This window comes from Salinicola sp. RZ23 (assembly GCF_003206675.1).
In the GTDB taxonomy this organism is placed as follows: domain Bacteria; phylum Pseudomonadota; class Gammaproteobacteria; order Pseudomonadales; family Halomonadaceae; genus Salinicola; species Salinicola endophyticus.
In genome coordinates this window covers 103388-117318 of record NZ_PZJK01000006.1, presented here as the reverse complement: position 1 = coordinate 117318, position 13931 = coordinate 103388, and the positions used below count along the sequence as shown (strand labels likewise).

Below are 13931 nucleotides of genomic sequence, written 5' to 3'. Positions count from 1 at the left end.
AGGATTGAACGATCTTGATCTCTCAGCCGGCCGTGCCCCTCTTACCCTGCGCATCCTTCTCGCTCCGGGTGTGGGCGACGTCGGGGGAGACGGTGTCTGCCCCGACGTCGATATCCACCTCGACCATCATGCCCGGGCCGATCAGCTCGGTCGGGCCCTTGTCGATGTAGATGCGTACCGGCAGGCGCTGGGTGATCTTGGTGAAGTTGCCCGAGGGGTTGGGGTCCGGCAGCAGCGCGAACTGGCTGGTGGCAGCGCGGCCGATGATCGCCACATGGCCGGAGAAGTGGCGGTCGGGGAAGGCGTCGACGCTGATCGCCACCGGCTGCCCGGGGCGCAGCTGGCCGATGTCGGTCTCCTTGACGTTGGCCTCGACCCACAGCTTCGAGGGGTCGTGCATCATCAGGATCGGCTGGCCCGCGCTGACATACTCGCCCTGGTCGATCAGGGTCTTGTTGACCACCCCCGAGATCGGACTCTTGACCTCGAGATCGGCGATGCGCAGGCGCTCCTCGTCGAGCTTGGCCTGGGCCTCGGCCAGCTCCTGGCGTGCGATCCGGATCTGCTGGCGCAGGATCGTCGGATTGGGTAGCGGCACCTGCACGCCGTTGAGGAAACCGACCCGGGCGTTATCGGCCTGGGCCTGATTGACCGCCACCTCTTGCTTGGCCTGCTTGTGCTCGGCAACCGCCGCGCGGTAGCGGTAGTAGTCCTGATCGCGGCGCTGCTGCGAGATCGAGTGCTTCTCGAGCAGTTTGGCCGAGCGCTGATAGTCGCGCTGGGCCTGGGTCAGCCGTGCCTGCGATGCCTGCTCCGCCGCCTTGCTGGCGTCGAGCTCCTCACGCGAGATATCCAGGCCGCCCTGGTACTGGCGCTGGGCCAGTTCGAGGCGAGCCTGCTGGTAGTCGAGGCGCGCCTGCTGGGCGCCGACGCCGGCCGCCAGCGCCGCCAGCTTGCGCCGGTCCGGCTTGCTGTAGAGGGTAGCCACGGCAGCGCCGCGTTGCAGGGTATCGCCCTCGGTCAGGTGGAAGTCGGTGACCCAGCCATCCAGGCGGCTGCTGACGGTGACCTGATCCGCCATCACCCGCGCATCCTGCACGCTGACATGGGTCAGGCGGTGGGCGATCGCCAGCCCCAGCCAGATCAGCCCCAACAGCAGGAGCAGCGCGAGCAGCGCCAGCTTGAGGCGCCGCGACAGGCGGGGGGAGCGAGCGGGGGCGTCGGCAGTCATGGTGTCGGATCTTCCTCGGTCGGAGAGTGGAGAATGCACGGCGGCTTCACGCGTGCCGCCGCCAGCGGCTCAGCAGCAGCGACGGCACCACCACCGCCAGCAGGCTGGCGATCAGGGTCCAGAAACCGTCCTGATAGGCCAGGATCGACGCCCACAGCGCCTCGACCCGGCCCAGCAGGTAGCCGGCCACGGCCTGCTGCTGGGGCGCCGCGATGCCCAGCCGCGCGGCGAGGTGGGCGTAGTCGCCGAGCGCCTGCTGCGACAGCGCGTTGCCGGCGTTGACTCCGGCGTTGAGCAACTGGCCGTGGATCGCGGTATGGCGATCGAGCAGGATCACCAGACCGGCGGTGCCCAGGGCGCCGCCGAGCTGCATCGAGAAGTTGATCGCCCCTGACCCGTGGCCCATCAGCCGTGGTGGCAGGCTGGTGATGGCGTTGGAGAGGGTAGGCGGCGGAAAGGCGGCCATGCCGATCGAGAGAATCGCCATCGCCAGCGCCAGGTGGGCGAAGGAGGTGTTCCAGTCCATGCCCGCCATCAAATACACCGAGAGCAGCGCGCAGGCGAGCCCGGGGAGGGTGATCCAGTGCGGTGGATAGCGGTCGCTGAGCCACCCCACCAGTGGCACCAGCACGCCCAGCACCAGGGTCGAGGGCAGAAAGATCTGGCCGGCGCTGATCGGGCTGTAGTGCAGCACCGACTGCACGAACTGCGGCAGCAGATACATGATGCCGTAGAAGGTGCCGCCGAACAGGCACATCGCCAGGGTGCCGACGACGAACGCCCGGTGGGTGAAGATCGCCAGGTCGAGCAACGGATGGGCGATGCGCCGCTGCCAGCTCACGAAGGCGATGGCGCAGGCCGCGGCCAGCCCCACCAGACTCGGCACGCGCGGGTCGAACCAGCCCCAGCGCTGGCCGTTGGAGAGCGCCGCGAGCAGCGCGAATACGGCCACGAACAGCAGCACCACGCCGGCCCAGTCGAATGGCGGGGGCGGCCCCTGGTGCTCGCGCCGGGGCAGGAAGACCGCGCCCATGGCGATCGCTGCAAGACAGATCGGCAGGGTGACGAAGAAGACGTAGCGCCAGGTGAAGTGCTCCACCAGCCAGCCGCCGATCACCGTGGCCAGTGTCAGCGGCAGCCCCAGGCACATGCCGTACATGGCAGTAGCCATGCCGCGCCCCTCGGGCGGGTAGGCGGCGAACAGCGCCTGCATCGCCACCGGACGGATCAGCCCGGTCATGCCGCCCTGGATGATCCTGGCCGCCACCAGCGCCGCCATGCCCTGGCCCAGACCGCCCAGGATCGAGGCGGCGATGAAGGCGACCAGCAGGCCGATGAAGGTGGCGCGCTGGCCCACCGCGGTCACCAGCCAGGGTGCGATCAGCAGTGACACCGTGGTCGAGGCCAGAAAGCCGGTCGATAGCCACTGCACCTGGGCGTCGCTCATGCCGAAGGCGCCCTTGATGTAGGGGATCGCCACGTTGACGATAGTGATCGACATGCCCAGCGCGACCAGCCCCAGCATCACCGTCAGCGTGACCCACAGCCGGTAGCGTGGGCCGTAGCGCGCGAACATCTCGTCGACCTGCGTCATCGCGGGCAGCTCCCTGGTGGTGGGCGACCGCGCGAACGCCGGCTGCGATCGGCACCGGAAACGGGCGGTCGCGCTGGCGACGTGAGGCGGCGAATGGCGAAGGCCCGGCGCAATGGACCGAGGGCTGGGCACGGCAGGCCGGTGGCGAGGCGGTCGCGACACGAAAAAAGAAGCCGGCGAATCGATAACCTGTCTACATTTCGCCGGCTAATGGATTGTCCCGATCTGCTGATGCCCTTTCAAGACACCTGCGACCAACGTCTTAGGCGTGCAGGTCGCAGGTCTCGGGGCAGCGCGCGTCAGGCGCGGGTGGCCGTCTCCGGCTGCGGCGTGATCACCCGGGAGCCGCGCAGGCCGTAGTAGGCAATGAACAGGTAGCACAGCAGCGGCAGCACGAAGGCGTGGTGGAGGCCGACACGGTCGGCGATCGCCCCCTGCGCCAGCGGGATGATCGCCCCGCCGACGATGGCCATGATCAACAGGCTCGATGCCTTGCCGGTGAGCGGTCCGAGCTTGGCGATACCGAGCGTGAAGATGGTCGGGAACATGATCGAATTGAACAGGCCGATGAGCACCACGCTCCACAGCGCCAACTGGCCGAGGCTCAGCATGGTGGTCAGGGTCAGACCGGCGGCGATCAGTGCGAACAGGCCCAGCAGCAGGCCGGGACGGATCTTGCGCATCAGTGCTGCGCCGACGAAGCGGCCGAGCATGGCGCCGCCCCAGTAGTAGGAGACATAGGTGGCGGCGTCGCTTTCGCGCATGCCGCCGATCTCCGGCAGTGACAGGTAGTTGATCAGGAAGCTGCCGATCGCTACTTCGGCGCCGACATAGACGAAGATCCCGATCACGCCCAGACGCACGTGGCGGTGACGCAGCACCTCGAGGGCACCGGCGCTGCCGCTGTCGCTGGTGTCGCGGGCGCGCTCCTTGAACTGGGGCAGTTTCCACGCCGCGACCACGAGTGCCAGCAGCGCGAGCACGCCGGCGAGGACCAGATAGGGAAGCTGCACGCTGTGCGCCTGCTGGCTCTGGTAGGCGAGCCGTTCGGCCTCACCCAGGCTGGCGAGTTGATCGGCGCCGAGCACCGCGGCGCCCAGAATCAGGCCGCCGCCGATATGCGGCGCCAGGGTGGTGCCGAGGGAGTTGAACGCCTGGGCCAGGTTGAGCCGGCTGGAGGCCGAGGACTCCGGGCCGAGCAGACTGACATAGGGGTTGGCGGCCACCTGCAGCAGGGTGATGCCGCTCGCCAGCACGAACAGTGCAGCCAGAAACAGGGGATAGGAGGGCGCCCGCGCGGCGGGATAGAACATCACGGCACCCACCGCGGCGATCGACAGCCCCAGGCTGATCGCGCTCTTGTAGCCGACCCGAGCCAGCAGCTTGCCCATCGGCAGCGACATCACGAAGTAGGCGCCGAAGAAGGTGAACTGGATCAGCATGGTCTGGGTGTAGTTGAGCGCGAAGACCGCCTTGAGGTGCGGGATGAGAATGTCGTTGAGGCAGGTGAGAAAGCCCCACATGAAGAAGATGCTGGTGACGATCACCAGGGCGCCACGGTAGTGGGGGCGTTGCAGGTCGGACATGGTCTGCTTCCGGATCGCGTGTGCGCAGGACGACGCTGGTAGATGAATCGATTCATCTTCAGGTCGGCGCAGCGGTGGCTGGGCTACCGGCAACCGCCGAACGGTGGCCGGAACGACATGGCGCGGTCATCGCCAAGGGTGGTGGGCGCGAAGATTACTAGGCTTATCGTCATCCGCCAAACGATTGCCCAACCTATGTGCAGGGTGTCGCTTGCCGGCGACGCTATCGGCTCCTATATCTTTGACATTGCATTATTTTCTTCGGTCGACAGGGAGTGACTGAACATGCTGACCATGTGGTCCTGGATCTTTCTGCTATCGGGGGTGTTTACCGCCCTGGCCATGGCGTTCGATGTCGCGCGCCGGCCTCAGCCCATGGCGATCATGAACATCACCTGGCCGATCACCGGCCTGTACATGCCGCTCGTCGGTTGGTGGGCCTACTGCAAGATGGGGCGTGCGGCGCCGAAGGCTGCGGTGGCCCAGCAGGGCCACGCAGGCCACGATCAACACGCACAGAGGCATCACGCCCACGCCGATCAGCACGACCACGACCATGGGCATCACCATGGTGACAAACCCAAGTGGCAGAGCGTATTCGTCTCCGCGACCCACTGCGGTGGCGGTTGCACCCTGGGCGACGTGGTCACCGCACCGATCGCGACGGCCACCGGCTTTGCCCTGCTCGGTTCGACGGTGCTGGGGCACTTCGCGCTCGCTTTCGTCGGTGCCTATCTGTTCGGGGTGCTGTTCCAGTATCTGCCGATTCGGGCCATGGGCGATGCCGGCCCGGGACAGGCGCTGAAGGACGCGATCAAGGCCGATACCCTCTCCCTGATCGCCTTCCAGATCGGCATGTACGCGTGGATGCTGATCGCCCTTCAGGGCTGGATGGGAGAGCTCGACGCCTTCACCGCGCCATTCTGGTTCATGATGCAGATCGCCATGCTGATCGGCTTCGCCACCTCTTACCCGGCCAACTGGATACTGATCAATCGCGGGATCAAGCACGGCATGTAAGCCGGCGGCGAGCCAGACTGTAGGGCGCATTTGCGGGGCGCCGCCCCGTTGGTCAGAATCGTCGGCCTTTCGATGCCACCGCGACCCGTGACGGACACACCATGCTGCCGAGCGATACCACCGCCACGCCGACCTCCCGCCCGCGCCTGCCCTGGCTGGCGCTGATCCTGCTGTGGCTGGTCGGCGTCTATCTGCGTCTGCCGATCCTGATTGCGCCACCGCTGGCCGGCGAGATCGCGGGTGCTCTCGATCTCGGCAGTGCCGCGGTCGGTGCATTGACCACGGTGCCCTACGTGGTGCTCGCCCTGAGCATGATGCTGGCGGTGCGTGTCACCCGTCGTCTGGGGGGGCTGCCGGCGCTGATCGCGGCGCTGGCGGTGGTGGCGCTGGGCTCCGGCGCGCGCGGGCTGACGCTGTCGGCGCCGGTGTTGTTCGGCGCCTCGATCGTCATGGGACTGGGGCTGGCGGTGATGCAGGTCACGCTGCCGGCGCTGCTGCGCGACTGGACCCCGCACCACCTGGCGCTGGGCAGCGCGGTCTACCTCAACGGCATGACCGTGGGCGAGCTGATCGGTGCCGGCGGCACCCGCCCGGTGGTGCTGGTGCTGGCCGGCGGCGACTGGCAGCTGGCGATGCTCTACTGGTCGCTGCCGGCGCTGGTGATCGTGCTGCTGCTGGGGCTGCGGCTCTTTGCCGGGCCGCGGCCGGCGACGCTCGCCCCGACGCCGACGCGGCGTCGCTCCCGCGGCTGGCGCTCGCCCAGAGTATGGCTGCTGGGGCTGCCACTGGCGGCGACGATCGGCCTCTACATGGCCACCAACGCCTATATGAGCCTGGTGCTCGGCGCGCGCGGCGAGAGTGACCGTCTGGCGCTGGCGCTGCTGCTCTACAACGCCAGCCCGCTGGCAGCCTCGCTGAGCATGATCCTGCGCGGTCGGCGCTGGGTCGCCACGCGCACACCGCTGCTGGTCTGCGGCGTGCTCAGCGTCGCCGGCATGCTCGGCTTTCTCGGTCTCGATGGCTGGCCGGCGCTGCTGGCGCTGATACTGTCGGGCTTCTGCATCACCCTGGAGCTGACCCTGCTGATGGCGCTTCCACCCTGTCTCGAGCGCGGCGAGGGTGTGGCCTCGCTGACCGCCGGGATCTCCTTCGTCGGTTACAGCGTGGCGTTCGTGATGCCGCTGATCGGCGGCTGGCTGGCCGAGGTCTTCGGTCACGCCGAGCTGTCACTGTGGCCAATGGTGGTGTTCGCCCTGGCCAGCCTGTGGGCGCTGCGGCACGCGCCGCTGACGCCTCTATCCCCGGCCCAGGCATAGGTCCAGGCTCAGGCCCAGGTCCAGGTGAGGTTGTGGTCGCGGGTCCTGGCCGCTGCGTGATCGTGTCGGCATCGTGTCGGGTCCTCCGGCGGCCGACCCGCTCGCGCGATTCAGCGGCTACGCTGAAGAGAGGCGGTCGCTTGGCCGCCGGCTGTATCACGTTCATGAATTCAGGAGATGACCCATGGCCATGCCCGCATCGCCCGTTTGGTTGATCACCGGCTGCTCCACCGGTTTCGGCCGCGAACTCGCCCGCCTCGTGCTTGCCCAGGGAGATCGGGCGGTGGTGACTGCGCGCACCCGGGAGCGCGTGGCCGATCTCGTCGCGGACAGTGAAGGGCGCGGGCTGGCGCTGGCGCTGGACGTCACCGACGACACCCAGATCGCGGCGGTCGTGGCGGCGGCCGAGGCCGAGTTCGGGCGCATCGACGTGCTGGTCAACAACGCCGGCTATGGCTACCAGGCCTCCTGCGAGGAGGGCGAGGAGGCGGCCATCCGCGATCAGTTCGAGGCCAATGTCTTCGGGCTCTTCGCCATGACCCGGGCGGTGCTGCCGGGCATGCGCGAGCGCGGCCAGGGCCACGTGATCAACCTGAGCTCGGTCGCCGGGCTGATCGGCTTCCCCGGTTCGGGCTACTACGCCGCGACCAAGCACGCGGTGGAAGGCTGGTCGGATGCGCTCAAGGCGGAAGTGTCGCCGCTGGGCATCGCGGTCACCTGCGTCGAGCCAGGGCCTTTTCGCACCGACTGGGCCGGACGCTCGCTGTCACAGACGACGACCCGAATCGACGCCTACCGCGATACGGTGGCGGCACGCATGCAGGGAACCAGCGAGGGCAGTGGCCAGCAGCCGGGCGATCCGAAGCGCGCCGCCCAGGCCATGATCGATCTGGTGGCCAATCCTGCGCCGCCGCGTCACCTGGTGCTGGGTAGCTGGGGCGTAGGCAAGGTGATCGAGGCATTCGAGACGCGTCTGGCCGAGGTGCGTGAGTATCGCCAGGTCGGCGAGGCGACCGATTTCCCCGAGTCAGAGCGGCACTGACCGCGGCTTACCATGTCACCCGAGACGCAGCGGTTCGATGGCGATCAGGCCAGCGGCACGCCCAACTCGGCGCTGCCGCTGCTGATCTATCGGCAAGTGATGTCGCCTGCCAGCGCCGAGGCATTCGAGGCGCTGTTCGCGCGTCATGGCTGGGTGCCTGAGTGGCGCTACGGGCTCTACCCCTTCGACCACTTCCACTCGACGGCCCACGAGGCGCTGGGGGTGTTTCGCGGCCAGGCGGTGGCGCGTCTGGGCGGGCCTCAGGGCGAGCGATTCACCCTGGCGGCGGGGGATGTGCTGATCCTGCCGGCGGGCGTGGCCCATGCCTGCGTGTCGGCAGACGATGATTTCTGCATGGTGGGTGCCTACCCGCCCGGGCAGCGCTGGGCGGTGGAGCGGGGCGATCCGGCACAGTTCGGCGCAGCCTGCGCCCGCGTCGCAGCGGTGCCGCTGCCTCCCGCCGATCCGGTCGGCGGGGGGCCGCTTTCGCACTGGCAGCGCGTCTGAGGCGCTGCCCCGGCGTCAGACGCTGAGGCCGACGCTATCCTCCAGCCCCAGATGCACGTTCATGTTCTGGACCGCCGAGCCGGCGGCACCCTTGCCCAGATTGTCCAGCCGCGAGACCAGCGTCAGCCGCTCGGCGTTGCCGAACACGCCCAGATCGACCCGGTTGGTGTCGTTGCACGCCTGGATATCGAAGGCGCCGCCGTCGAGCGTGGCGTCGTCGGCGAACGGCAGGATGCGCACGAAGGGCTCGTCGGCATAGTGCGCGCGGTAGGCGTCGAGCAGCTGCTCGGCATCGATGCCGGGCAGGGCGCCAAGCTGTAGCGGTACGCTCACCGACAGCCCCTTGAGGAAGGGGCCGACGATCGGCGAGAACACCGGCGGCGCGGCCAGCCGGCCGTGCAGCTGCATCTCCGGCAGGTGCTTGTGGCCCTGTCCCATGGCGTAGGGGCGTGGTGCCTGCAGGCGGCCGTCCTGGTCGGCCTCGTAGGCGGCGATCATCTGCTTGCCGCCACCGCTGTAGCCGGTCAGTGAGAAGGCCGAGAACGGGTAGTCGGGCGGCAGCAGGCCGGCGTCGATCAGCGGCCGCACCAGCAGCACGAAGGCGCTGGCGTGGCAGCCGACGTTGGCGATGCGCTTGCTGGCGCGAATCCGCTCGCGCTGGCCGGGGGCCAGCTCGGGCAGGCCATAGACCCAGTCGTCGGCGGTACGGAAGGCGGTGCTGGCGTCGATCAGGCAGGTGTCCGGATTCTCGACCATCGCCGCGGCGTCGCGCGAGGCGGCGTCGGGGAGACACAGGAAAGCGACGTCGGCGGCGTTGAGCAGGCGTGCACGTTCGGCCGGGTCCTTGCGCTTGTCGCTATCGATGCGCAGCAGCTCGATGTCGCTGCGTGCCTGGAGATAGTCGAACAGGCGCAGCCCTGTGGTGCCCTCCTGTCCGTCGACGTAGACCCTGTGTGCCATGTCGTTTTCCTGTCGTGTCCGAGTCGCGGTATCAGCCTCCATTGTGCGGTTTTCGCGCCGTCGTGTCATGCCGCGTCGCCGCCTTCGGGGCAGGCGGCGGAGCAGGCGGGCGTGGGGGCGCGGGCGCCCGGCGGCGGGGGAGGCGTGAGAACGTCGCGTGGCGTCGACTTGGTGTCGTCTGGTGTCAACTTCGGGCGTTGGGTCGTCGCCACAATGGGGCTCTTGTGGGGCGAGCCGGCATGGCTGCGCCCTCGAACACCCGTCGCCCGGTCACACTCGGCCGAGCCACGCCAGGGAGAGCCCGCATGAACCGAGACGTCATTCTGACCTGCGCCGTCACCGGCGCCGGCGATACCGCCGGCAAGCACCCGGATCTGCCGATCACCCCGCGCCAGATCGCCGATAGCGCCCTGGATGCGGCTCGCGCTGGTGCCAGCATCGTCCATCTCCACGTGCGCGACCCGGAGACCGGTGGCGTCAGCCACTCGACCGATCACTTCCGTGAGGTGGTCGAGCGCATTCGCGAGTCCGACGTCGATGCGGTGATCAACATCACCGCCGGTGGTGGTGGCGATCTCTACCCCGAGATTCGCGATGGTGCCATTCACGGCCGCGCCGGCACCGACCTGCAGACGCCGGCCCAGCGCCACGCGCCGGTGGGCGCACTGCTGCCGGAGCTGTGCACCCTCGACTGCGGCAGTCTCAACTTCGGCGAGATGATCTATCTCAATAGCGCCGACTGGCTGCGTGAGCACGCGCGGCTGATCCAGCAGGCCGGCGTCAAGCCGGAACTCGAGTGCTTCGACTTGGGGCATGTCTGGTTCGCCCGCCAGCTGATCGACGAGGGGCTGATCGATGGCGACCCGCTGTTCCAGCTCTGCCTGGGGATTCCGTGGGGCGCCGAGGCCGATACCGAAACCATGCTGGCGATGCGCAACAAGCTGCCGAAAAATGCGATCTGGTCCGCCTTCGGCATCGGCCGCCAGCAGTTTCCCATGGTGGCGCAGTCGGTGCTGCTCGACGGTCACGTGCGGATCGGCCTGGAGGACAACCTCTATCTGCGCAAGGGCGTCTTCGCCACCAACGCCCAGCTGGTCGAGCGTGCCGCCACCCTCATCGAAAATCTCGGCGGCAAGGTACAGACGCCGGCGCAGACCCGCGAGTCGCTGGGGCTGCGTAAGCCCTGAGCGATGCCTGGCGTCAATCCGTCCTGTGCGAACGTGTCTGTGCCGCTCGCCGCCTGCGCGTTCGCCGTGACTTCTTCCATCTGCACCGTCCATGGAGTGCCTGGATGACCGCATCCGAACTTCCCCGCACTGTCGCCGTGATCGGCACCGGCGTCATCGGCAATGGCTGGATCGCCCGTGCCCTGGCCGCCGGCTGCCGGGTCAACGCTTTCGATCCCGATACCACGGCGGCTGCCCGCACTCGCGCTTTCGTCGCGCGGGCCTGGCCGGCGCTCGAGCGGCTGGGGCTGGCCGAGGGCGCTGACCCCGCGGCGCTGACCTTCATCGATTCCCTCGACGCTGCCGTCGAGGGCGCCGAGCTGATTCAGGAGAACGTGCCCGAGCGGCTGGCGCTCAAGCACGATGTGTTGCGCCAGCTCGATGCCGTGGCCGCACCCGGGGTGGTGATCGGCTCTTCCACGTCGGGGATCAAGCCGAGCGATCTGCAGTCGGCCTGCACCCGCGAGCCCGGCCGCGTGGTCGTGGCGCACCCGTTCAATCCGGTCTATCTGCTGCCGCTGGTGGAGCTGGTGGGTGGCGAGCACACCCCGCCGAGGGTGGTCGAGCGTGCCCGGGCGCACTATGCCGCCCTGGGCATGCGGCCGCTGGTGGTACGTCGCGAGATCGAGGGCCATGTGGCCGATCGGCTGATGGAGGCGCTGTGGCGCGAAGCGCTGCATCTGGTCAATGACGGTGTCGCCACCACCGAGGAGATCGATGCCGCTGTGGTCTACGGCGCCGGCCTGCGCTGGTCGCTGATGGGTACCTTCCTGACCTTCCATCTCGCCGGCGGCGAGGGCGGCATGCGCCACATGCTGCATCAGTTCGGCCCGGCGCTGAAGCTGCCGTGGACCAAGCTGGAGGCCCCCGAGCTGACGGAAGCGCTGATCGATAAGGTGGCGGATGGCTGCGAGCATCAGGCCGCCGGGCGCAGCGTCGCCGAGCTGGAGACACGCCGCGATGCGTTTCTCACCGAGCTGCTCGCACTGACCCAGAAGTACTGGCCGGAAGCCGAAGGGCTCGAGGGGCGAATCTGATGGCGGCTCAGGCGGAGACGCTCTACCGGACTCGGGTGGCGGACGCCTGGGTCGACTATAACGGTCACATGAACGACGCCGAGTACGCGCGGGTGTTCTCGCTGGCGGTGGAGGCGCTGATGGATCGCATCGGTCTCGATGCGGCCGGCCGTGCCAGGTACGGCTACACTCTCTACACCCTCGAGACCCACCTCTGCTATCGCCGGCAGGCCCATCGCGGCGAAGCGTTGAGCGTGGCGCTGACCCTGCTCGATAGCGACGCCAAGCGTCTGCATGTGTTCTTCACGCTGCATGACGCCGAGGGCAACACCCTGGCGACCAGCGAGCAGATGCTGATGGGTATCGATGTCGCCAGTGGTCGCCCCGCCGGCTTCCCCGAGGCGGTGGCGGCGGCCGTCGCGGCGCTGCGCGGGGCGGGGGGCGACTGGCCCAGCGCCGCGGGGAGACGAATCGCTATCCGCCGCGGCTGAGATGCGGTGCGGTGGCGGCGTCGGGGTCGTCGAGCCGCGGCTGGCGGGCGGCCCGTGGCGGATGCCCATAGCACTGGCGGTAGGCGCGCGCGAAGCTGGAGGCGGAACTGAAGCCGCAGGCGAGGGCGATGCTGAGGATGTCGCGCTCGGTCTCTTCGAGCAGATGGCGCGCGCGATCCAGGCGCAGGCCCAGATAGTAGTCGCGCGGGCGCTGGCCCAGCTCGGCGTCGAACAGGCGCTGCAGCTGGCGCGGCGAGAGTCCGATACGCGCGGCCAGCGCGGCGATCGTCAGCGGCTGTTCGAGATGGCGCTCCATCAGCGCCACGGCATCGACCAGCGGGCGGCAGTGGGTGCCCAGGCGGCGGGCCAGGGGCAGTCGCTGGGCCTCCTCCCGCGGGCGCAGACGCGCATGGATCAACTGCTCGGCGGTGTCGTCGGCGAGTGCTTGCCCGTGGTCGCGGGCGATCAGCTCCAGTGCCAGGTCCATGGCCGCGGCGCCGCCGGCGCAGGTGAAGCGCTGGCGGTCGAGTTCGTAGAGCGCCTCGACCGCCTCCAGGGCGGGGAAGCGTTCGCGGAAGGCGGGCAGACTCTCCCAGTGCAGCGTCACCCGATGGCCGTCGAGCAGCCCCATCTCGGCGAGCAGCAGCGGGCCGGTGTCGATTCCGCCCAGCAGCATGCCTTCGCCGGCGCGGCGGTGCAGCCACTGGGAGAAGCGTCGCGACAGGCCGCGATCAGGTTCGAAGCCGGCGCACACCGCCACGCTCGTCAGGGGCGGTGTGCTGGCCAGATCACAGTCCGCCAGCAGGGTCATGTCGTTGCTGGCGGTGACCGGCCCGCCATCCTCGCTGATCAGCACCCAGCGGTAGAGGACGCGCCCGGCGAGGCGGTTGGCGATACGCAGCGGCTCCACGGCGGAGAAGAACGCCAGCATCGAGAAGCGCGGAATCAGCACGAATCCCAGGGTGGCGGGCGGCGCAGGTCTCTTCTCCAGATGCACCACGGGCTCCTCAGGACGCATGACGGCTCTCCACTCAGCAGGGTGATGTGCCGCCGATGGTGGTACGAACTTGCTCCAGGTTATCGCCGGGCATGACGTCTCGGAGCGAAAAGGGGCGTGGCTGGATACCGCGAGGCCACGGGGTGTCACGTTAACAAGGATTCCGCATGGACACACCGCTCTTCGCCTTTTCGCTTCACGACACCCTGGTCGATACCCAGGATGTGGCGGTGACGCTGGCGTTGCGCCTGGATGAAACGGAAGCGTCGGCATTCGCCCGGCGCTGGCGCGAGAAACAGTTGGAGTTCGCCTATCGGCGCGGGCTGATGGGCGCCTACGCCGATTTTCACCGCCTGCAGCGCGAGGCGCTGGAGGCGGTCGATCGCGAGCGCGGCACGCGGCTGGGCGAGGAGAGCAAGCAGGCGCTGCTGGCGCACTGCCGCCGGCTGCCGGCGTTCGCCGATGCCTTCGCTGCGCTGACCCGTCTGCGTGGGCTGGGGGTGCGCTGCGTGGCGTTCGCCAACGCCAGCCGCTACGACATCGAGCTGCTGTTGGACAATGCTGGTCTGGCGCCTCTGCTCGAGGATGTCATCAGCGCCGAAGAGGTACGGCGCTTCCAGCCGGATGCCGCCCTCTATGCGCACCTGCGGGCGCGCACCCACTCGCGCCCGGAGGCCACCTGGCTGGTGTCGGCGGAGCCCGCGGAGATCATCGGGGCACGCTACGCCGGGCTGCGTGCCGCCTGGCTCCAGCGCGACCCCCAGCGGGCGTTCGAATCCTGGGGTGATCCACCGGATCTGATGGCGCCCGACCTCGACGCCCTGGCGACCCAGTGTGCGGGGTGGTTCGCGCGGGAGCACCCACACTAGCCGGATGAACCCTGGCCGGATGACCGACGCTTCGCGCCGATCAGGGCTCTCGATCAGGGGGGCGCCCGGGGCTCGA

13 protein-coding genes are annotated in these 13931 nt (G+C 68.7%); 8 read left to right on the top strand and 5 right to left on the bottom strand.

The genetic code is table 11. The features are described 5' to 3' along the window. Positions 1–22 precede the first annotated feature (22 nt). The 3 genes from DOM67_RS05385 to fucP form a co-directional block, all read right to left on the bottom strand. Complete coding sequence (locus DOM67_RS05385) at positions 23–1231, bottom strand: HlyD family secretion protein (RefSeq protein ID WP_110674635.1); 1209 nt, start codon at positions 1229–1231, stop codon at positions 23–25. A gap of 46 nt (positions 1232–1277) precedes the next feature. After that, positions 1278–2825 carry a DHA2 family efflux MFS transporter permease subunit gene (locus DOM67_RS05380; RefSeq protein WP_110674634.1) on the bottom strand — a complete coding sequence of 516 codons (1548 nt, stop codon included), beginning with the start codon at positions 2823–2825 and terminating at the stop codon, positions 1278–1280. A 299-nt stretch (positions 2826–3124) separates the two neighbouring features. Beyond that, the gene (gene fucP, locus DOM67_RS05375; protein ID WP_110674633.1) at positions 3125–4411 is read right to left on the bottom strand and encodes an L-fucose:H+ symporter permease; all 1287 of its coding nucleotides are present in this window, start codon (positions 4409–4411) and stop codon (positions 3125–3127) included. A gap of 285 nt (positions 4412–4696) precedes the next feature. On the opposite strand from fucP, the gene DOM67_RS05365 reads away from it, so the two are divergent. The 4 genes from DOM67_RS05365 to DOM67_RS05350 all read left to right on the top strand — a co-directional run bounded on the left by DOM67_RS05365 (position 4697) and on the right by DOM67_RS05350 (position 8296). After that, entirely contained in the window at positions 4697–5431 is a 735-nt protein-coding gene (locus DOM67_RS05365) for a DUF4396 domain-containing protein (RefSeq protein ID WP_110674631.1), read from the top strand. 101 nt (positions 5432–5532) lie between these two features. After that, positions 5533–6747, top strand: a complete 1215-nt coding sequence (locus tag DOM67_RS05360; protein ID WP_110674630.1) for an MFS transporter — start codon at positions 5533–5535, stop codon at positions 6745–6747. Between the two features lie 184 nt (positions 6748–6931). Beyond that, positions 6932–7789, top strand: coding sequence for an oxidoreductase (locus DOM67_RS05355; RefSeq protein ID WP_110674629.1), 858 nt, complete (start codon positions 6932–6934; stop codon positions 7787–7789). Positions 7790–7801: 12 nt separating this feature from the next. Further along, positions 7802–8296 carry a cupin domain-containing protein gene (locus DOM67_RS05350; protein WP_110674628.1) on the top strand — a complete coding sequence of 165 codons (495 nt, stop codon included), beginning with the start codon at positions 7802–7804 and terminating at the stop codon, positions 8294–8296. Positions 8297–8311: 15 nt separating this feature from the next. Here the strand turns inward: DOM67_RS05350 and argC are convergent, their stop codons facing one another. Then, on the bottom strand, positions 8312–9256 hold the full coding sequence (argC, locus tag DOM67_RS05345) for an N-acetyl-gamma-glutamyl-phosphate reductase (protein WP_110674627.1): 945 nt from the start codon (positions 9254–9256) through the stop codon (positions 8312–8314). Positions 9257–9561: 305 nt separating this feature from the next. On the opposite strand from argC, the gene DOM67_RS05340 reads away from it, so the two are divergent. The 3 genes from DOM67_RS05340 (at position 9562) to DOM67_RS05330 (ending at position 11989) form a co-directional block, all read left to right on the top strand. Next, positions 9562–10443: a 3-keto-5-aminohexanoate cleavage protein gene (locus tag DOM67_RS05340; RefSeq protein WP_110674626.1), complete on the top strand. Its 882-nt coding sequence runs from the start codon at positions 9562–9564 to the stop codon at positions 10441–10443. Positions 10444–10547: 104 nt separating this feature from the next. After that, complete coding sequence (locus tag DOM67_RS05335; protein ID WP_110674625.1) at positions 10548–11519, top strand: L-carnitine dehydrogenase; 972 nt, start codon at positions 10548–10550, stop codon at positions 11517–11519. Continuing rightward, on the top strand, positions 11519–11989 hold the full coding sequence (locus DOM67_RS05330; RefSeq protein WP_110674624.1) for a thioesterase family protein: 471 nt from the start codon (positions 11519–11521) through the stop codon (positions 11987–11989). Before DOM67_RS05335 ends, DOM67_RS05330 begins: the two co-directional genes overlap by 1 nt. On the opposite strand, the gene DOM67_RS05325 is transcribed toward DOM67_RS05330, so the two are convergent. Continuing rightward, positions 11973–13007: a GlxA family transcriptional regulator gene (locus tag DOM67_RS05325; protein WP_110674623.1), complete on the bottom strand. Its 1035-nt coding sequence runs from the start codon at positions 13005–13007 to the stop codon at positions 11973–11975. The genes DOM67_RS05330 and DOM67_RS05325 overlap by 17 nt on opposite strands. A gap of 146 nt (positions 13008–13153) precedes the next feature. Here DOM67_RS05325 and DOM67_RS05320 point away from each other — a divergent pair, with 146 nt between their 5' ends. Then, positions 13154–13855, top strand: a complete 702-nt coding sequence (locus DOM67_RS05320; protein WP_110674622.1) for an HAD-IA family hydrolase — start codon at positions 13154–13156, stop codon at positions 13853–13855. Positions 13856–13931 lie beyond the last annotated feature (76 nt).

What these genes read in the sequence shown, in the direction of transcription:
- DOM67_RS05385 (WP_110674635.1), bottom strand. Translation starts at nt 1,231, where the DNA reads ATGACTGCCGACGCCCCCGCTCGCTCCCCCCGCCTGTCGCGGCGCCTC.
- DOM67_RS05380 (WP_110674634.1), bottom strand. Translation starts at nt 2,825, where the DNA reads ATGACGCAGGTCGACGAGATGTTCGCGCGCTACGGCCCACGCTACCGG.
- fucP (WP_110674633.1), bottom strand. Translation starts at nt 4,411, where the DNA reads ATGTCCGACCTGCAACGCCCCCACTACCGTGGCGCCCTGGTGATCGTC.
- DOM67_RS05365 (WP_110674631.1), top strand. Translation starts at nt 4,697, where the DNA reads ATGCTGACCATGTGGTCCTGGATCTTTCTGCTATCGGGGGTGTTTACC.
- DOM67_RS05360 (WP_110674630.1), top strand. Translation starts at nt 5,533, where the DNA reads ATGCTGCCGAGCGATACCACCGCCACGCCGACCTCCCGCCCGCGCCTG.
- DOM67_RS05355 (WP_110674629.1), top strand. Translation starts at nt 6,932, where the DNA reads ATGGCCATGCCCGCATCGCCCGTTTGGTTGATCACCGGCTGCTCCACC.
- DOM67_RS05350 (WP_110674628.1), top strand. Translation starts at nt 7,802, where the DNA reads ATGTCACCCGAGACGCAGCGGTTCGATGGCGATCAGGCCAGCGGCACG.
- argC (WP_110674627.1), bottom strand. Translation starts at nt 9,256, where the DNA reads ATGGCACACAGGGTCTACGTCGACGGACAGGAGGGCACCACAGGGCTG.
- DOM67_RS05340 (WP_110674626.1), top strand. Translation starts at nt 9,562, where the DNA reads ATGAACCGAGACGTCATTCTGACCTGCGCCGTCACCGGCGCCGGCGAT.
- DOM67_RS05335 (WP_110674625.1), top strand. Translation starts at nt 10,548, where the DNA reads ATGACCGCATCCGAACTTCCCCGCACTGTCGCCGTGATCGGCACCGGC.
- DOM67_RS05330 (WP_110674624.1), top strand. Translation starts at nt 11,519, where the DNA reads ATGGCGGCTCAGGCGGAGACGCTCTACCGGACTCGGGTGGCGGACGCC.
- DOM67_RS05325 (WP_110674623.1), bottom strand. Translation starts at nt 13,007, where the DNA reads ATGCGTCCTGAGGAGCCCGTGGTGCATCTGGAGAAGAGACCTGCGCCG.
- DOM67_RS05320 (WP_110674622.1), top strand. Translation starts at nt 13,154, where the DNA reads ATGGACACACCGCTCTTCGCCTTTTCGCTTCACGACACCCTGGTCGAT.